Source organism: Streptomyces sp. PKA51, from assembly GCF_057552455.1.
The window spans coordinates 1-20781 of sequence record NZ_BAAJPZ010000039.1; the positions used below are offsets into that span (position 1 = coordinate 1).

Genomic DNA, 20781 nt, shown 5'->3' on the forward strand with positions numbered 1-20781 from the left:
ACCCTGCTCGGGCAGAACCAGCGGCGCGGCGAGCGTCAGCTCCTCCACCACGCTGCAACCCGCCTCGTCACCGGCGCGCAGAGCGAGCTCGACCAGCGCCGTACCCGGCACCAGCACCGAACCCATCACCACATGATCCGCCAGCCACGGGTGCGACTGCACGGACAGGCGCCCCGTGAACAGGAAACCTTCCGTGTTCACCAGCTCCACCGCCGCACCCAGCAGCGGATGCTCCGCCGACGACAGACCCGCGAACCGCACATCACCCGCACGTACCGCCACACCCGCCGGCCAGAACCGCCGATGTTCGAAGGCGTACGTCGGCAGGTCCACGGGCCGGGCGCCGGTGCCGGCGAAGAACGCGGCCCAGTCGACCGTGACCCCGTGCGCGTGCATCCGTGCGAGGGCAGTCACCGCGGCGGTTTCCTCGTCCTTGTTCCTGCGCAGGACGGGAACCAGGACGGCGTCCTCGGTCAGGGATTCCTGGGCCATGGCGGACAACACGCCGTCGGGGCCGAGTTCGAGGAACCGCCTCACCCCTTCCGCCTGCAGCGTGCCGATGCCCTCGGAGAAGCGGACCGCCTCGCGAACGTGGGCGACCCAGTAGTCGGCCGACCCCAGCTCCTCGGCGGTCGCAAGGCTGCCGGTCACATTCGACACCACGGGAATCGAGGGAGCGGCGACAGCGAGCCCCGAGACGACCCCGCGGAAGTCCTCCAACATCGGCTCCATCAACGGCGAGTGGAACGCGTGCGAGACCCGCAGACGACTCGTCTTCCGCCCCTCGGCCTCGAAGCGGGCGGCAACCTCCAGGACGGCATCCTCCGCACCCGAGACCACGACGGACGACGGGCCATTGATCGCCGCGATCGACACCTCGCCGGTCAGATGCGGCAGCACCTCGGCCTCCGTGGCCTGCACCGCGACCATCGCGCCACCGGCAGGCAGCGCCTGCATCAAACGACCCCGCGCAGCCACCAACGCACACGCGTCCGAGAGCGAGAAGACCCCGGCCACATGCGCCGCCGCCACCTCACCGATCGAATGCCCGGCAACGTAGTCGGCGCGGACGCCCCACGACTCCACCAGGCGGAACAGCGCCACCTCGACCGCGAACAGCGCGGCCTGCGCATACACCGTGCGGTTCAGCAGTTCCTCGTCCTCGCCCCAGACGACCTCACGCAGGGGACGGTCGAGGTGCTCGTCCAGACCCGCACACACCGCATCAAACGCCTCGGCGAACACGGGGAAGCGCTCATACAACTCACGCCCCATCCCCAACCGCTGCGCACCCTGACCCGTGAACAGGAACGCCGTCCTGCCGTTGCCTGCCTGGGCTTCGAGCGTCTCCGGTGCGGCCTCGCCCGCTGCCAATGCAGTCAGCGCGCGTACGGCCGCCGGGCGGTCCTGCGCGGTGAGGACCACGGCGCGGTGCTGGAAGGCGGCTCGCATGGTGGCCAGCGAGAATCCGACGTCCGTCAGATGCCGCTCGGGGTGTTCCGCAAGGAAGGCGGCCAGGCGCTGGGCCTGTGCGCGCAGTGCGGTCTCGCTCTTGCCGGACAACACCAGGGGCACCACGCCCGTGGCGCTCACCTCCGCCGCCTCGGCCGGCGTCTCCACCGGCTCGGGCTGCTCAAGGATGACGTGGGCGTTCGTCCCGCTGATGCCGAACGAGGACACACCCGCGCGGCGCGGCCGGCCCGTGTCCGTCCAGGTCCGCTCGTCCGTCAGCAGTTCCACGGCTCCGGCCGTCCAGTCCACGTGGGTGGAGGGGGCGTCGACGTGGAGTGTGCGCGGCAGGACACCTTCCTGCATCGCCAGCACCATCTTGATGACGCCCGCAACACCGGCCGCGGCCTGCGTGTGGCCGAGGTTGGACTTCACCGAGCCCAGCCACAGCGGCCGGTCCGCCGGCCGGTCCTGACCGTACGTGGCGATCAGTGCCTGGGCCTCGATCGGGTCACCGAGGGTGGTGCCCGTGCCGTGCGCCTCGACGGCGTCGACGTCGGCGGTGGTCAGGCCGGCGGAGGCCAGGGCCTGCCGGATGACGCGCTGCTGGGAGGGGCCGTTGGGTGCCGTCAGGCCGTTGGAGGCACCGTCCTGGTTGACCGCACTTCCTCGCACCACCGCCAACACCCGGTGACCGTTCCTGCGGGCATCCGACAGCCGCTCCAGCACCAGCATGCCGACGCCCTCCGACCAACCGACACCATCGGCCGCGTCCGCGAAGGCCTTGGAACGGCCGTCGGGAGCCAGCCCCCGCTGACGCGAGAACTCCACGAACGTCGTCGGCGTCGACATCACCGTCACACCACCGGCCACCGCCAGTGAACACTCCCCCGCCCGCAGCGCCTGGGCGGCCAGGTGCAGCGCCACCAGCGACGACGAGCACGCCGTGTCGACGGTCACCGCCGGGCCCTCGAAACCGAACGTGTACGAGACACGGCCGGAGGCGACGCTGCCCGCACTCCCACTGCCCTGGTAGCCCTCGAACTCGGCGCCGGAGAGGAGGTTGGCGTAGTCGTTGTACATGACGCCCGCGAAGACGCCGGTCCGGCTGCCGCGCAGGGCGGTCGGGTCGATGCCCGCCCGCTCGACGGCCTCCCAGGTCGCCTCCAGCAGCAGGCGCTGCTGCGCGTCTGTGGCCATCGCCTCGCGCGGGCTCATCCCGAAGAACGCCGGGTCGAACTCGGCGGCGTCCCGGAGGAATCCGCCCTCGCGGGTGTAGACCGTGCCGGTGTGGGCGGGGTCCGGGTGGTAGAGCTCCTCCAGGTCCCAGCCGCGGTCGGTCGGGAAGCCCGACACCGCGTCCACCCCGTCCGACACCAGCCGCCACAGGTCCTCCGGGGAGGAGACCCCGCCCGGGTAGCGGCAGCTCATGCCGACGATCACGATCGGGTCGTCCGACACCGACGGCAGCACCGCCGACGGCACCACCACCACCGCCGCCGTCTCGGCCCCGAAGAGTTCCTCCAACAGGAACGACACCAACGCATCAGCCGTCGGATAGTCGAACACCAGCGTCGCCGGCAACCGCAGACCGGTCACCGACCCGAGACGGTTGCGCAACTCCACAGCCGTCAAGGAATCGAAGCCGAGATCCTGGAAGGCACGGTGCGGGTCGACGTCCATGGCGCTCGCGTGACCGAGTACGGCGGCGATCTGCCCCCGTACCGCGTCGAGCAGCTCTTCGCGGCGCTCGACGGCGCCCAGCGCGGCCAGGCGCCGGCCCAGTCCGGACGTGGCGGCCGCGGTACCCGCACGGCGCAGGGTGCGCGTACGGACGAGGCCGCGCAGCAGCGGCGGTACGTCCGCGGCCTGTGCCCGCACGGCCGCGAGGTCCAGGCGCACCGGCAGCACCGTCGGCTCGGTGACGGTCGTCACCGCGGCGTCGAACAGCCCGAGGCCCTCGTCAACGGACAGCGGCGGCATGCCGGCCCGCGTCATCCGCTCGATCTCGGCCTCGCTCAGTGCCTCCGTCATCCCGCTGCCCTGTGCCCAGGGGCCCCAGGCGAGGGAGACGGCGGGCAGGCCGGCGGCGCGCCGGTGGACGGCCAGGGCGTCGAGGAAGGCGTTGCCCGCCGCGTAGTTGCCCTGCCCCGGGCTGCCCAGCGTGCCGGCGACGGAGGAGAAGACGACGAACGCGTCGAGGTCGAGGTTCTCGGTGGCCCGGTGGAGGTGCCACGCGGCGTCGGCCTTCGGCCGCAGGACGCGGGTCAACCGCTCCGGCGTCAGCGACTCCACCACACCGTCGTCGAGGACGCCGGCTGTATGAACGACGGCGGTGATGCGGTGCCGCGTGAACAGATCCGCCACCGCGGCCGCATCGGTGACGTCGGCGGCCTCGGCGAGAGCGATGACGCCGTGATCCGCCTTGAGCTCCACCAGCAGGTCCCGGACACCGTCGGCATCCGGCCCACTGCGAGACACCAGCAGCAGACTCCGCACGTCGTCACGGGCCGCCAAATGCCGGGCCACGATCCGCCCCAGACCACCGGTACCACCCGTGATCAGAACCGTACCCTCGGAGTCCCACGCCCTGCCGGCCACGGATCCGGCGGACGGGACCCGGGCCAACCGGGCCGCGCGCAGATCGCCATCAGCACCAATGAGCAACTGGGGCTCGTCCGTGGCCAGCGCCCGGACCAGCGTCCCCTCATCGGGAACAACAGCACCGTCGACATCGACCAGGACGAAACGCCCGGGGTGCTCCGACTGCGCCGAACGAACCAGACCCCACACGGCAGCAGCGGCGAGGTCGGTGCCGGTCGTGGCGCCCTGCGTCAGGAAGACCAGGCGCGACGCGGCGAACCGTTCGTCCGCGAGCCACTCCTGGATCGTCCCGAGGACGCGGGACGTCGCCTCGTGGACGGCGGTGGCCGCGTCCACGTCCGCGTCCGCGTCCGCGTCCGCGGAGGCCGGTATCCGGGCCACGACGGCGTCCGGGACGTCCGTCGTGTCGGTGAGGGAAGCGGCCTCGTCGAGTGCCAGCACATTCAGCGATCCGACGGATTCCTCACCCGAGGGAACCGCGGTCCACTCGACCGTGAAGAGGGAATCGCGTCCGGCCGTCCGCAGCTGGTCCGAGGAGACGGGCCGGACGACGAGCGATTCCACGGACGCCACGGGCGCGCCGGTGGCGTCGGCGATCGCCACCTCGACACCGTTCGCGGCGGGCCGGATGCGGACGCGCACGGCAGCGGCACCGGTGGCGTGCAGAGAGACACCCGTCCAGGAGAACGGCACTCCCCCGTCACCGTTCCCCCCACCGACTGCGGCGGCGTGGAGGGCGGCGTCGAAGAGCGCCGGGTGCAGACCATAGGCGCCCGCCTCGATGCCGTCGGGCAGCGCCACCTCGGCGTAGACGTCCTCGCCCAGGCGCCAAGCGGCCCGCAGGCCCTGGAACGCCGGACCGTACGCGAACCCGGCGTCGGCGAACCGCTCGTAGCAGTCGGAGACGTCCATGGCCTCCGCGCCCGTGGGAGGCCACACCTCGGCCTCGAACGCCTGGGCGGTCGAGCCTTCGGCCACCACACCGTTCGCGTGGAGCATCCACGGCTCCTCGCCGGTACGGGAGTGAATCGTCACCGCCCGGCGACCGGTCTCGTCCGCCTCACCGACCCACACCTGCACCTGCACACCCGCACCCTGCTCGGGCAGAACCAGCGGGGCGGCAAGCGTCAGCTCCTCCACGACACCGCAACCCGCCTCGTCACCGGCGCGCAGAGCGAGCTCGACCAGGGCCGTACCCGGCACCAGCACCGAACCCATCACCACGTGATCCGCCAGCCAGGCGTGCGAGCGAGCCGACAGGCGTCCCGTGAGCAGGAAGCCGTCGGAACCCGCCAGAGTGACCACGCCGTTGAGCAGAGGATGCTCGACGGAGTCGGCGCTGCCGCTCGGCGTCATGACGGCCGGCCAGAAGCGCTGGTGCTGGAACGGGTACGTCGGCAGGTCGACGCGGCGCGCGCCGGTGCCGGCGAAGAACGCGGCCCAGTCGACGCGCCCGCCGGCGACGTGCAGGCGTGCCAGGGCGTCCACGATTGCCGATTCCTCCGCGCCGCGCTTGCGCAGTGCGGGGATCAGAACGGTCTCGTCTCCGGCCAGGGATTCCTGGGCCATGGCGGACAACACGCCGTCGGGACCGAGTTCGAGGAACCGCCTCACCCCTTCCACCTGCAGCGTACTGATGCCCTCGGCGAAGCGGACCGCCTCACGGACATGGGTGACCCAGTAATCGGGCGACCCCAACTCCTCGGCGGAGGCCAGACGGCCCGTCACATTCGACACCACGGGAATTGAGGGAGCGGCGAAAGCGAGCCCCGAGACGACCTCGCGGAAGTCCTCCAACATCGGATCCATCAACGGCGAGTGAAAAGCGTGCGAGACCCGCAGACGACTCGCCTTCCGACCCTCGGCCTCGAAACGGGCGGCAACCTCCAGGACGGCCTCCTCCGCACCCGAGACGACGACGGACGACGGGCCATTGATCGCCGCGATCGACACCTCGTCGGTCAGGTGGGGCAGCACCTCGGCCTCCGTCGCCTGCACCGCGACCATCGCGCCACCGGCAGGCAGCGCCTGCATCAAACGACCCCGCGCAGCCACCAACGCGCAAGCATCCGCCAGCGAGAAGACCCCGGCCACATGCGCCGCCGCCACCTCACCGATCGAATGCCCGGCAACGTAGTCCGGACGCACACCCCACGACTCGACCAGCCGGAACAAGGCCACTTCCAGCGCGAACAAGCCCGCCTGGGCGTACACCGTGCGGTTCAGCAGGTCTGCGTCCTCACCCCACACCACCTCACGAACCGGCAGCTCAAGGTGCTCGTCCAGCACCGCACACACCGCATCGAACGCCTCGGCGAACACAGAGAAGCGCGCATACACCTCACGCCCCATCCCCAGCCGCTGCGCACCCTGACCCGTGAACAGGAACGCCTGGAGGCCGTCCGTCCGTATCCGGTCGGCGGGCGTCTCGCCGCGGGTCACGGCGGCCAGGGCGGCCAGGAGGTCGTCCCTGGTCGTGCCCACGACGGCCACGCGCTGTTCCAGGGCGGCCCGTGTCGTGGCCAGCGAGTAGGCCACGTCCAGCGGGTCCAGCTCGCGGCCGGGGCCGTCCAGGAGGCGCTGTGCCTGTGCGAGGAGGGCGGTCCGGTCGTGGGCCGAGAGCACCCAGGGCAGGGCTCCCGGCGTCACCGCGGGCTCCTCGGTGCTGTCGTCACCGGTCTCCGGGGCCTGTTCGACCAGGACATGGGCGTTGGTGCCGCTGATGCCGAACGAGGACACACCCGCCCGGCGGGGCCGGCCGGGGGCGGCCGGGGTCCACGCGCGGGTCTCGGTGAGCAGCTCGACGGCGCCGGCGCTCCAGTCGACCTTCTCGGAGGGGGCGTCGACGTGCAGCGTGGGCGGCAGGACGCCGTGGCGCATGGCCATCACCATCTTGATGACGCCCGCAACACCCGCCGCGGCCTGCGTGTGGCCGATGTTGGACTTCACCGAGCCCAGCCACAGCGGCCGGTCCGCCTCACGGTTCTGACCGTACGTGGCGATCAGGGCCTGGGCCTCGATGGGGTCGCCCAGCGTCGTCCCCGTACCGTGCGCCTCCACGGCGTCGATCTGGTCGGCGGAGAGGCGGGCGTTGGCCAGGGCCTGGCGGATGACGCGGCGCTGTGCGGGACCGTTGGGGGCGGTCAGGCCGTTGGAGGCGCCGTCCTGGTTGACGGCGGTTCCGCGGACGACGGCCAGGACCGGGTGCCCGTTGCGCACGGCGTCGGAGAGTCGCTCGACCACCAGGAAGCCCGCGCCCTCGGAGAAGCCGGTGCCGTCGGCCGCCGAGGCGAAGGACTTGCACCTGCCGTCGGCCGAGAGGGCGCCCTGGCGTCCGAACTCGGCGAAGACACCGGGCGTGGACAGCACCGTCACACCGCCCGTGACCGCCAGCGAGCAGTCGCCCTGGCGCAGGGCCTGGACGGCGAGGTGCAGCGCCACCAGGGACGAGGAGCATGCCGTGTCGACCGAGACGGCGGGGCCCTCCAGGCCGAGCTTGTACGAGACGCGGCCGGAGACCACGCTGCCGTTGCCGTCGCTGCCGGGGTAGTCGTGGTACATCACGCCGGCGAAGACGCCGGTACGGGTGCCACGCAGCGAGGTGGGGTCGATGCCGGCCCGCTCCAGGGCCTCCCACGACAGTTCGAGGGTGAGGCGCTGCTGCGGGTCCATGGCGTGGGCCTCGCGCGGGGAGATCCCGAAGAAGCCGGGGTCGAAGTCGGCGACCCGGTCGAGGAATCCGCCGAGGTGGGGGTACTGCCCGGTGTCCGGGAAGCCCTCCCAGCCGCGGTCGTCGGGGAAGGCGGAGACGGCGTCGCTGCCGTCCGTCACCAGGCGCCAGAGGTCCTCGGGGCTGGTGACGCCGCCGGGGTAGCGGCAGGCCATGCCGACGATGGCGATCGGCTCGTACCGGGCGGCGGACAGCTTGCGATTCTCGGCGCGCAGCCGGACGGTCTCGCGGCGGGCGGCGAGCAGTGCATCGCCGCCCTCCATGGTGTCGCCGTCCGTGGTGAGGAGTTCCTCGTCCTCCGGCTCGTCGACCGTCCCGCGTACCGTCGCGTCGGCCAGCTCCAGGAGGCTGTCCATCAGGCCGGCGTCGCGCAGGCGGCGGGTGGGGATGGTCTGCAGGGCCTGCCGGACCTCGTCCTCTGCGGACCGCGCGGGCGCGGCTTCGCCGGCGACCGGCACGGGGGCGAGCTGCTCCTCGATGTGGCCGGTCACCGCCTCCGAGTTGGGGTGGTCGAAGACGAGGGTGGCGGGCAGGCGCAGGCCGGTGGCGCGGTTGAGCTGGTTGCGCAGCTCGGTGGCGGCCAGGGAGTCGAAACCGAGCTCCTGGAACGCCTTGTCGGGCCCGATGGCCTCCGCGGAGGCGTGCCCGAGGACGGCCGCGACCTGCGTACGGACGATCTGCAGGATCGCCCGGCGCCGCTCGGCGGGCGTCAGACCCGCCAGACGCTGTGCGAGACCGGCGGCTCCGGGAGCCGCGTCGGCCGCGGTCGCGGTGCGGCGCGCGGGGGGTACGAGCCCGCGCAGGAGGGCCGGGATCTCGTCGGTGCGGGTGCGCAGGGCGGTGGTGTCGACCCGGATGGGGACGACGGTGGCGCGCTCGGACCGCAGACCTTCCGCGAACAGGGCCGTGCCCTGCGCATGGCCGAGGGCGGGGACGCCCTGGGTGGCCATGCGCTTGCGGTCGATGTCGCTGAGGTACTGGCCGAGCCCCGCACCGACCTCCCACAGGCCGAAGGCCATGGACGTGGCCGGCAGCCCCTGTGCCCGGCGGTACTGGGCAAGGCCGTCCAGGAAGACGTTGGCAGCGGCGTAATTGCCCTGACCGGCCGTCAGCACCAGACCACCGGCCGACGAGAACAGCACGAACGCCGCCAGATCCATGTCCTCGGTCAGCTCGTGCAGCCACCAGGCCGCATCCGCCTTCGAAGCCAGGACGGTGTCGATCTGTTCGGTGGTCAGCGCGTCGACGAGGGCGCTGTCCCCCACGCCTGCGGCGTGGACGACGCCGGTCAGGGGGCGTTCGGCGGTGATGCCCTCGACCAGAGCGGTCAGCGCGGCACGGTCGGAGACGTCACACGCCTCGATCCGCACACTCTGCGCACCCAGCCCGGACAACTCCTCGCGCAACTCCACCGCACCCGGCGCATCCAGGCCACGCCGGCCCACCAGCACCAAGTGCCGGACACCACGCTCGGCCACCAGGAAACGAGCCACAACAGCACCCAGACCACCCGTACCACCGGTGATCAGCACCGCACCATCGGCGTCGAACGACACCACTTCACCCACCGCCGGGGCCAGACGCACCAGCCGCGGCACCCGCACCTCACCCCCGCGCAGAGCCAGCTCGGTCTCCCCCGACGCCAGCGCCGCGCTCACGGCATCGTCCAGCTCCACCGAAGCGTCGGCGTCGACGTCGACCAGCACGAACCGTCCGGGATTCTCCGCCTGGGCGGCCCGCACCAGACCCCACACCGGAGCCTGGACCACATCGACGACCTCGTCATCGGTCGTCGCCACCGCACCACGCGTCACCACGACCAACCGCTCGCCCGCACCACGCTCCACCGCCAACCACTCACGTACCGCGCGCAGCACGCGGTCCATGACGGTCCGCATCCCACCGGGGACGTCGGGGACGTCGGCAGCGTCAGTGGTGTCGGTGGTGTCGGCGGCGAGCTGCGTAACGTCGAGCAGCTGCGGTTCGGTGGCCGGAGCGGTACCGCTGTCGGAGGTGGCGGGCAGGACCGGCCACTCGATCCCGTACAGCGGCAGCTTCGCGCCGCCCTCCGCGGACTCCAGCTGGTCGGCGGAGACCGGCCGGCCCACCATCGAGCCGACGGACAGCACCGGGCGGCCCGTGGTGTCGGTGACGGCCAGGGCCAGTCCGCCGTTGTCGACCTGGGTGAGGCGCACGCGGACGGCGGACGCGCCGACGGCGTGCAGCGTCACGTCGTTCCAGGCGAAGGGGATCATCGTCTCGCCGGCGTCGCCGACGAGGATCGCGGCGTGCATCGCCGCGTCGAGCAGAGCCGGATGCAGGCCGAAACGACCGGCCTCCTCCGCCTCGCTCTCCGGCAGGGCGACCTCGGCGAAGAGCTCGTCGCCCCGGCGCCAGGCGGCGCGCAGGCCCTGGAAGACGGGGCCGTAGCCGTAGCCGTGCTGCTGCAGCGTCTCGTACGCGCCCTCCAGCGGCACCGGCTCGGCGCCGGCGGGCGGCCAGGCGGCGGCCGCCGGTTCGTCGGTGGCGGGGGCGCCTGCGGCGGCCGGGGTGAGGAAGCCGGACGCGTGCCGCGTCCAGGCGCCGTCCGGGGCGCCGTCGGGGCGGGAGTGGACGGCCACCGGCCGGCGACCGGCCTCCGCGCCCGTTCCGGCCTCCGCCTCCGCCTCCGCCGGGCCGACGACGACCCGGACGTGGACGGCGCCGTGCTCGGGCAGCACCAGCGGCGCGGCGAGCGTCAGCTCTTCCAGGACGGCGCAGCCGGCCTCGTCGCCCGCCCGTACGGCGAGTTCCACCAGCCCGGTGCCCGGCAGCAGCACCGTGCCCTTGACGGCGTGGTCGGCGAGCCAGGGGTGCGAGGAGAGCGACAGGCGGCCGGTGAGGACGACCCCGCCGGACTCCGGGAGCCGCACCACGGCGCCCAGCAGCGGGTGCGTCACCGCTTCCATGCCGGCCGAACCCAGGTCGGCCGTGCCGGTGGTGGCGTTCACCCAGTAGCGCTGGCGCTGGAAGGCGTAGGTCGGCAGGTCGACCGGCTGCGATGCGGGGTTACCCGTCGCGGGCCCATCCGTCCCGGGCCGGGCGAAGAAGGCGTGCCAGTCGACGGGCACGCCGTGGGCGTGCAGGCGGGCGACGGCGGCCACGGCGGTGGCGGCCTCGTCCCGGCCCTTGCGCAGGAACGGCACGGCCACCGCTCCCGGGGCGTCGCCCTCCAGCGCCGCCTCGGCCATGCCGCTCAGCACGGCGTCCGGCCCGAGCTCGACGAACCGCGTCACGCCGTCGGCGTGCAGGGCCCGTACGGCGTCGGCGAAGCGGACGGCTCGGCGGACGTGGTCGACCCAGTACGACGGTGAGGTGAGCTCGTCGGAGGTGGCGAGGGCACCGGTCAGGTTGGACGCCACGGGGATCGAGGGAGCGGCGAAAGCGAGCTCCGAGACGATCTCGCGGAAGTCCTCCAGCATCGGTTCCATCAGGGGCGAGTGGAAGGCGTGCGAGACCCGCAGACGACTCGTCCTGCGGCCCTCGGCCTCGAAGCGGGCGGCCACGTCCAGCACCGCCGCCTCGGCACCCGACACCACGACGGACGACGGGCCGTTGACGGCCGCGATCGACACCTCGTCGGTCAGGTGGGGCAGCACCTCGGCCTCCGTCGCCTCGACGGCCACCATCGCGCCACCGGCAGGCAGCGCCTGCATCAAACGACCCCGCGCAGCCACCAACGCACACGCGTCCGAGAGCGAGAAGACCCCGGCCACGTGCGCCGCCGTCACCTCACCGATCGAATGCCCGGCAATGTAGTCGGCGCGAATGCCCCACGACTCCACCAGACGGAACAGCGCGACCTCGACCGCGAACAGCGCCGCCTGCGCGTACACTGTGCGGTTCAGCAGCTCCTCGTCCTCGCCCCAGACGACCTCACGCAGGGGACGGTCGAGGTGCTCGTCCAGACCCGCACACACCGCATCGAACGCCTCGGCGAAGACAGGGAAGCGCTCGTACACCTCACGCCCCATCCCCAACCGCTGCGCACCCTGACCCGTGAACAGGAACGCCGTCGAGTCGTCGGGGCGTGCCGTTGCCGTGACGACGGCCGAGGTCGGCTCGTCGTGGGCGAGGGCCGCGAGGCCGCGCAGGAGCTGGTCGCGGTCCGTGCCGACGACGACCGCGCGGTGTTCGAGTGCGGCGCGCGTCGTGGCCAGCGAGCGGGCGATCGGCTCGGCGCCGAGTTCGGGGCGGGCCGCGAGGAAGGTGTGGAGCCGCTCCGCCTGGGCGCGCAGCGCCTGCGGGGTGGCGGCGCTGACCGGCCACGCAAGGACGTCCGTGCCGGGGGCGCCGGCGGCTTGCGCTGCGGGCGGTTCCGGCTGCGGGCCCTGTTCGAGGACGACGTGGGCGTTGGTGCCGCTGATGCCGAACGCGGAGACGGCGGCGCGGCGCCGGCGTCCGGTCTCCGGCCAGGGCCGGGGCTCGGTGAGCAGTTCGACGGCGCCGGCGGTCCAGTCGACGTGCGGGGAGGGCTCGTCGACATGCAGGGTGCGCGGCAGGACGCCCTCCTGCATCGCCATGACCATCTTCATGACGCCGGCGACGCCGGCGGCGGCCTGGGCGTGGCCGATGTTGGACTTGATCGAGCCCAGCCACAGCGGCCGGTCGGCCGGCCGGTCCTGGCCGTAGGTGGCGATCAGGGCCTGGGCCTCGATGGGGTCGCCCAGCGTCGTTCCCGTGCCGTGCGCCTCCACCGCGTCCACCTCGGACGCCGGCAGTCCGGCGCCGGCCAGGGCCTGGCGGATGACCCGCTGCTGCGAGGGGCCGTTGGGGGCGGAGAAGCCGTTGCTGGCGCCGTCCTGGTTGACCGCCGTGCCGCGCACGACGGCGAGGACGCGGTGGCCGTTGCGCAGGGCGTCCGAGAGCCGTTCGACGAGGAGGACGCCCGCGCCCTCCGACCAGCCGACGCCGTCGGCGGCGCCGGCGAACGCCTTGCAGCGGCCGTCGGGCGACAGGCCGCGCTGCCGGCTGAACTCGATGAACATGCCCGGCGTGGACATCACCGTGGCGCCGCCGGCCAGGGCCAGCGAGCACTCGCCCGAGCGCAGTGCCTGCACGGCGAGGTGCAGGGCGACGAGCGAGGACGAGCAGGCGGTGTCGACCGTGACCGCGGGCCCTTCGAACCCGAAGGTGTAGGAGACGCGGCCGGAGACGACGCTGCCGCCGCTGGTGCCGGAGGGCGAGACGTTCAGGGCGTAGTCGTGGTACATGACGCCGGAGAAGACGCCGGTGTCGCTGCCCTTGAGCGAGGACGGGTCGATGCCGGCCCGCTCGATCGCCTCCCAGGAGGTCTCCAGCAGCAGGCGCTGCTGGGGGTCCATGTAGGTGGCCTCGCGCGGCGAGATGCCGAAGAAGCCGGGGTCGAAGTCGGCGGCGTCGTGCAGGAAGCTGCCGTGGCGGGTGTAGCTCCTGCCCTCCTTGCCGGGCTCGGGGTCGTAGAGGTCGGCGAGGTTCCAGCCGCGGTCGCCGGGCAGGTCGGAGAGGGTGTCGACGCCGTCGGCGACGAGCCTCCACAGGTCCTCGGGGCTGGTCACGCCGCCCGGGTAGCGGCAGGCCATGCCGATGATGGCGACCGGCTCGTCGTCCGCCGGGACCCCGGCCGTACGCACGAGGGCAGTGTCGGCGGCGTCCGTGTTGCCGGCGAGGAGTCCCTCGATGTGCTCCCCGACGGCCCGGGAGTTGGGGTGGTCGAAGACGAGGGTGGCGGGCAGGCGCAGGCCGGTGGCACGGTTGAGCTGGTTGCGCAGCTCGGTGGCGGCCAGGGAGTCGAAACCGAGCTCCTGGAAGGCCCTGTCGGGCCCGATGGCCTCCGCGGACGCATGCCCGAGGACGGCCGCGACCTGCGTACGGACGATCTGCAGGATCGCCCGGCGCCGCTCGCCTTCGGTGAGCCCGGCGAGCTGCCGGTGCAGGCCGGCCTGCGGCGCGGGGGCGGCGGCTGCCGCCCGGCGGGCGCGCGGCGCCAGGCCGCGCAGGAGGGCGGGGATCTCGTCGGTACGGGTGCGCAGGGCCGCCGTGTCCACCTGGACGGGTACGACGGTGGCGCGCTCCGACCGCAGGCCGGCCGCGAACAGCGCCAGCCCGGCATCGTGCGTCAGCACCGGGACGCCTTGCGTCGCCATGCGCTTGCGGTCGATCTCGGTGAGGTACTGGCCGAGCCCGGCGCCCACGTCCCACAGGCCGAAGGCCATGGACGTGGCCGGCAGCCCCTGTGCCCGGCGGTACTGGGCGAGACCGTCGAGAAAGACGTTGGCAGCGGCGTAGTTGCCCTGACCGGCCGTCAGCACCAAGCCACCGGCCGACGAGAACAGCACGAACGCCGCCAGGTCCATGCCCTCGGTCAGCTCGTGCAGCCACCAGGCCGCATCCGCCTTCGGAGCCAGGACGGCGTCCATGCGCTCGGGGGTCAGGGCCTGCACCAGACCGTTGTCGCCGATGCCTGCGGCGTGGACGACGCCGGTCAGGGAACGTTCGGCGGTGATGCCCTCGACCAGAGCGGTCAGCGCGGCACGGTCGGAGACGTCACACGCCTCGATCCGCACACTCTCCGCACCCAGCCCGGACAACTCCTCACGCAACTCCACCGCACCCGGCGCCTCCAGGCCACGCCGACCCGCCAGCACCAAATGCTGCACACCACGCTCGACCACCAGGAAACGAGCCACAACAGCACCCAGACCACCCGTACCACCGGTGATCAGCACCGCACCCTCGGCATCGAAGGACACCTCGTCACCGACTGCCGGCGCCAGACGCACCAGCCGCGGCACCCGCACCTCACCCGCACGCAGAGCCAGCTCGGTCTCCCCCGACGCCAGCGCCGCGCTCACGGCATCGTCCAGCTCCACCGAAGCGTCGGCGTCGACGTCGACCAGCACGAACCGGCCGGGGTTCTCCGCCTGGGCAGCCCGCACCAAGCCCCACACCGGAGCCTGGACCACATCGACGACCTCGTCATCGGTCGTCGCCACCGCACCACGCGTCACCACGACCAACCGCTCGCCCGCACCACGCTCCACCGCCAACCACTCGCGCACGGTGTCCAGGACGCGGTGCGTGACGGTACGTACGGCGTCCGGTACGTCGCCGGGCGGCGTGGTGCGGCAGTCGAGAACGGCCGTGCCGCCGTCGGCGGACGGGTGGTGTGCTGCCGGGGTGCCGGCCGGGGAGTGCCATGCGATGCCGTACAGCGTCTGCGCCGTGCGTGCCGCGGCCGCGCCCAGCTGGTCGTCGGAGACCGGGCGGCCCGCCACCGAGCCCACCGACAGCACCGGTGCGCCGGCCGGGTCGGTGATCTGCAGGGTCAGGGCGCCGTCCGTCGGGCGGGACAGGCGTACGCGGACCGCCGCGGCGCCCTCGGCGTGCAGGGACACGTCGTTCCAGGCGAAGGGGATCATCGTCCCGTCGGCGTCGCCGGCGAGGATCGCGGCGTGCATCGCCGCGTCGAGCAGAGCCGGGTGCAGGCCGAAGCGGCCGGCCTCCTCCGCCTCGCTCTCCGGCAGGGCGACCTCGGCGAAGAGCTCGTCACCGCGCTGCCAGGCGGCGCGCAGGCCCTGGAAGACGGGGCCGTAGCCGTAGCCGTGCTCGGCGAAGGTGTCGTACGCGCCCTCGACGCTCAGTTCCGTGGCGTCCGCGGGCGGCCAGACGGAGGTGTCGGGCTGCGGGGCGGGGACGGCGGCGGGGGCGAGGACGCCCTCGGCGTGCTGGGTCCAGGGGGCGTCGACGGGGTCCTCGGGGCGGGAGTGGATGCCGAGCGTCCGTCGTCCGGTGTCGTCGGGGGCGCCGACGCGCACCTGGAGGAGGACGCCGCCGCCCGTCGCGGGCAGCAGGAGCGGGGCGGTGAGGGTCAGTTCCTCGACGAGGCCGCACCCGACCTCGTCACCGGCCCGTACGGCCAGCTCCAGCAGCCCCGTGCCGGGCACCAGCACGGATCCGCGGACGACGTGGTCGGCGAGCCAGGGGTGGGAGGTGACGGAGAGCCGGCCGGTGAGCAGGTGGCCCTCGCCGTCGGCGAGTTCGACGGCCGCGCCGAGCATGGGGTGCCGGGCGGCGCCCAGGCCGGCGTGGCGCACCTCGCCGGCACGGGTGGTGTGCGAGGGGGCGGGCCAGTAGCGGCTCCGCTGGAAGGCGTACGTCGGCAGGTCGACCTGCCGGGCGCCGGTGGCGGCGAACACGGCGTGCCAGTCGGGTTCGGTGCCGTGGGCGTACAGCCGGGCGAGGGCGCCGAGGAGCGTCGTCTCCTCGTCCCGGCCCTTGCGCAGGACGGGGACGAGGGCGGCGGGCTCCCCGTCGAAGGACTCGGCGGCCAGGGCGGACAGGGCGCCGTCGGGGCCGAGTTCGAGGCAGGTGGTGACGCCGGCGGCCCGCAGGGTCCGTACCCCGTCGGCGAAGCGCACGGCTTCGCGGACGTGGGTGACCCAGTACTCGGGGGAGCACAGCTGTGCCTCGGTGGCGATCTCGCCGGTGACGTCGGAGACGACCGGGACGGTGGGCGGGGCGTAGGCCAGGCCCTCGGCGACCGCGCGGAAGTCGGCGAGCATCGGCTCCATCAGCGGCGAGTGGAAGGCGTGCGAGACCCGCAGGCGCGTGGCCCGGCGGCCGTCGGCCTCCAGGCGGGCGCAGACGGCCTCGACGGCCTCCTTGGTGCCGGAGACGACGACGGCGGAGGGGCCGTTGACGGCGGCGATCGCCACGTCGTCGGTCAGCAGGGGCCGCACCTCGTCCTCGGTGGCGCGTACGGCCGCCATGGCCCCGCCGGCCGGGAGGGCCTGCATCAGGCGGGCGCGGGCGGCGACCAGGCGGCAGGCGTCGGGCAGGGACAGCACGCCGGCGACGTGGGCCGCCGCGATCTCGCCGACCGAGTGGCCGAGCAGCAGGTCGGGGCGCACGCCCCAGGACTCCACCAGCCGGAACAGCGCCACTTCGAGGGCGAACAGCGCGGTCTGCGCGTAGACCGTGCGGTCGAGAAGCTCGGCGTCGTCGCCCCACAGGACGTCGCGGACGGGCCGCTCCAGGTGCCCGGCCAGGTGGGTGTCGAGCCCGTCGAGGACGGCGTCCAGGGCCGCGGCGAAGACGGGGTGACGGGCGTACAGCTCCCGGCCCGCGCCCAGGCGCTGCGCACCCTGGCCGGAGAAGAGGAAGGCGCGCTTCCCGGGGAGCACCGTGCCCTCTGCGGCGACCGCCTCGTCCGTCGAGCCCTCGGCGAGGGCGGTCAGGGCGCGCAGGGCGGTGTCCCGGTCGGCGGCCAGGACGACGGCCCGGTGCGGGAAGCCGGTACGGCCGGTGGCCAGGGAGTACGCGACGTCCGCGAGCCGCAGGCCGGGGTGCTCCTGCAGGTGCGCGAGCAGGCGGGCGGCCTGCGCGGGCAGGGCGGCCTCGTCCCTGGCCGAGAGGACCAGGGGCAGCGGGCCGGCCGCGGGGGCCTCCTGCCGGGGCTCCGGCGGCTGCGGCGCCGTCCGGTCCTCGGGCTGTTCGAGGATGACGTGGGCGTTGGTGCCGGAGATACCGAACGAGGACACGCCCGCCCGGCGCGGCCGCGCCGCGTCCGGCCAGGGCGCGGGCTGCCGCAGCAGTTCGACGGCACCGGCCGTCCAGTCGACGTGGGTGGAGGGGGCATCGACGTGCAGGGTGCGCGGAAGCACGCCGTGCTGCATCGCCATGACCATCTTGATGACGCCCGCGACACCGGCGGCGGCCTGCGTGTGGCCGATGTTGGACTTGATCGAGCCCAGCAGCAGCGGTCGATCCGCGTCCCGGTCCCGGCCGTAGGTGGCGAGCAGGGCCTGGGCCTCGATCGGGTCGCCGAGGGTGGTGCCCGTGCCGTGGCCCTCGACGGCGTCCACGTCGGCCGTGGACAGACCACCGCTGGCCAGGGCCTGGCGGATGACGCGCTGCTGGGACGGACCGTTGGGCGCGGTCAGACCGTTGGACGCACCGTCCTGATTGACGGCGGAACCCCGGACCACGGCCAGCACGCGGTGACCGTTGCGGCGGGCGTCGGAGAGCCGCTCGAGAACGAGCATGCCCACGCCCTCGCCCCAGCCCACACCATCGGCACCGTCGGCGAACGCCTTGCACCGGCCGTCCGGGGACAGACCGCCCTGGCGGGAGAACTCGACGAACGTCATGGGCGTGGCCATCACCGTCACACCACCGGCCACCGCCAGGGAGCACTCCCCCGCCCGCAGCGCCTGCGCGGCCAGGTGCAGGGCGACCAGCGACGACGAGCACGCCGTGTCGACCGTGACCGCAGGGCCTTCGAATCCGAAGGTGTACGAGACGCGGCCCGAGGCGACGCTGCCCGCGCTGCCACTGCCCTGGTAGCCCTCGAACTCGCGGCCGGAGAGGAGGGAGGCGTAGTCGTGGTACATCACGCCGGCGAAGACGCCGGTGCGGCTGCCCTTGAGCGAGGCCGGGGCGATGCCGGCGCGTTCGATCGCCTCCCACGTCGTCTCCAGCAGCAGACGCTGCTGGGCGTCGGTGGTGAGCGCCTCGCGGGGGCTCATGCCGAAGAAGTCGGGGTCGAAGTCGGCGGCGTCGTGCAGGAAGCCGCCGGAGCGGGTGGCGATGTCGGCCTCGTCGAGGTCCGCGGCGTCCCAGCCGCGGTCGGCGGGGAAGCCGGAGACGGCGTCCACGCCGTCGGACACCAGCCGCCACAGGTCCTCGGGCGAGGCGACGCCACCGGGGTAGCGGCAGCTCATGCCCACGATGACGACGGGGTCGTCGGCCGTGGCGGACACAGTGGCCGGACTCGCCGGACCCTGCGCCGCACCGTTCTCGGCCGTGCCGAACAGCTCGTCGTGCAGGTGGCCGACCAGGGCGTGGGCCGTCGGGTAGTCGAAGACGGCGGTCGCCGGCAGCCGCAGGCCCGTGGCCTTGCCGAGGCGGTTGCGCAGCTCGATGGCGGTGAGGGAGTCGAAGCCCAGGTCCTGGAAGGCACGCGCCGGGTCGACGGTCGCACCGTCCGCGTGTCCGAGGACCAGGGCGATCTGCGCCCGTACGACGTCGAGCAGCGCCTCGCGCCGCTCCGCCTCCGGCTTCCCGGCCAGGCGCGCGACGAGACCGGAGGTGGCGGCGCCACCGGCCGCTGCTGCGGCGGACGCGCGCCGGGTGCGCGTACGGACCAGACCGCGCAGCAGCGGCGGTACGTCCCCGTACGCGCGCAGGGCGGCCAGGTCCAGGCGGACGGGTACGGCGAGGGGTTCGCCGGAGCCGAGCGCCGCGTCGAACAGGGCGAGCCCCTGCTCGGTCGTGAGCGCCGGCATGCCGGAGCGGGCGATGCGTTCGATCCCGGCCTCGGAGAGAGTGCCGGTCATGCCGCTGTTCGCCTGCGCCCAGGGGCCCCAGGCGAGGGAGACGGCGGGCAGGCCGAGGGCGGCGCGGTGGACGGCGAGGGCGTCGAGGAAGGCATTGCCCGCCGCGTAGTTGGCCTGGCCCGCGCTGCCGAAGACACCGGCGACGGAGGAGAAGACGACGAACGCGTCGAGGTCGAGGTGTTCGGTGGCCCGGTGGAGGTGCCAGGCGGCGTCGGCCTTGGGGCGCAGGACGCCGGAGAGCCGGTCGCGGGTGAGCGAGCCGATGACGCCGTCGTCGAGGACACCGGCCGTGTGGACGACGGCGGTGATGCGGTGCCGGGCGAACAGGTCCGACACGGCGGCCGCGTCGGTGACGTCGGCGGCTTCGGCGGTGGCCGCCACACCGTGGTCGGCCTCCAGCTCGGCGAGCAGTTCGGTGACGCCCGGGGCGGCGGGGCCGCCCCGGCTGACCAGCAGCAGCTTGCGCACGTCGGTACGGGCGGCCAGGTGCCGGGCGACGATCCGGCCGAGACCACCGGTACCGCCGGTGATCAGGACGGTGCCCTCCGGGTCCCAGGCGTCGGTGGCCGGGGTCCGGTCCGCCGCGCGGCTCAGGCGCGCGGCCAGGACGTCGCCGTCGCCGCGGACGACCAGCTGCGGCTCGTCGAGGGCCAGGGCCTGCGGCAGGACGGACTCGTCGGCTCCCGCCTCGACGTCCACCAGGACGAAACGGCCCGGGTGTTCGAGCTGCGCCGAGCGGACCAGGCCCCGGACGGCAGCGCCCGCCAAGTCGGCGCCATCGGTCGCGCCCCGGGTGAGGAAGGCCAGGCGCGAGGCGACGAACCGTTCGTCCGCCACCCATGCCTGGACGAGCCCGAGCACACGGGCCGTCAGCTCGTGCACGGACGCGACGACATCCGCCGAACCGGCGACCTCGACGAGGACGACGTCCGGGACGCCGTCCGCGGCGGCCAGGGCCTCCGGATCGAGGTCGAGCGTGGCCGTGGTGACGGTGGGAACGGCACCCTCGCCCGGGACCTGGACCGGCGTCCACGCGACGGTGAAGAGCGCGTCCCGGTCGGCGGCCGTCCGTAGTTGGTCAGAAGAAATGGGCCGGACCGCCAGCGATTCCACGGACGCCACGGGCGCGCCGGCGGTGTCGGCGATCGCCACCTCGACACCGTTCGCGGCGGGCCGGATGCGGACGCGTACGGCAGCGGCACCGGTGGCGTGCAGGGCAACGCCCGTCCAGGAGAACGGCACTCCCCCGTCACCGTTCCCGCCACCGACTGCGGCGGCGTGGAGGGCGGCGTCGAAGAGGGCCGGGTGCAGACCGTAGGAGCCTGCTTCGATGCCCTCGGGCAGCGCCACGTCGGCGTAGACGTCCTCGCCCAGGCGCCAGGCGGTCCGCAGGCCCTGGAACGCCGGACCGTAGGCGAAACCTGCGTCGGCGAACTGTTCGTAGGAGGTGGAGACATCGACCGGCTCGGCACCCTGCGGGGGCCATACCGAAGCGTCGAAGGAGGGAGTGGGGGCGGCACTGGCCAAGGTGCCGCTGGCGTGGAGGGTCCACGGCTCCTCGCCCGTACGGGAGTGAATCGTCACCGCCCGACGACCGGTCTCGTCCGCCTCACCGACCCACACCTGCACCTGCACGCCTGA

Annotated in this window: 1 protein-coding gene and 2 pseudogenes; all 3 read right to left on the bottom strand. The window is 73.5% G+C overall.

What is annotated here, in order from left to right; all coding sequences use genetic code 11:
* On the bottom strand, window positions 1-8046 hold an 8046-nt coding region (locus AC27L3_RS29095), incomplete at its 3' end, for an SDR family NAD(P)-dependent oxidoreductase (RefSeq protein WP_487237051.1).
* 225 nt (window positions 8047-8271) lie between these two features.
* Window positions 8272-13383: pseudogene (locus AC27L3_RS29100) on the bottom strand (type I polyketide synthase); the annotation flags it as partial.
* A 156-nt stretch (window positions 13384-13539) separates the two neighbouring features.
* Window positions 13540-20775: pseudogene (locus AC27L3_RS29105) on the bottom strand (SDR family NAD(P)-dependent oxidoreductase); the annotation flags it as partial.
* Window positions 20776-20781: the final 6 nt, after the last annotated feature.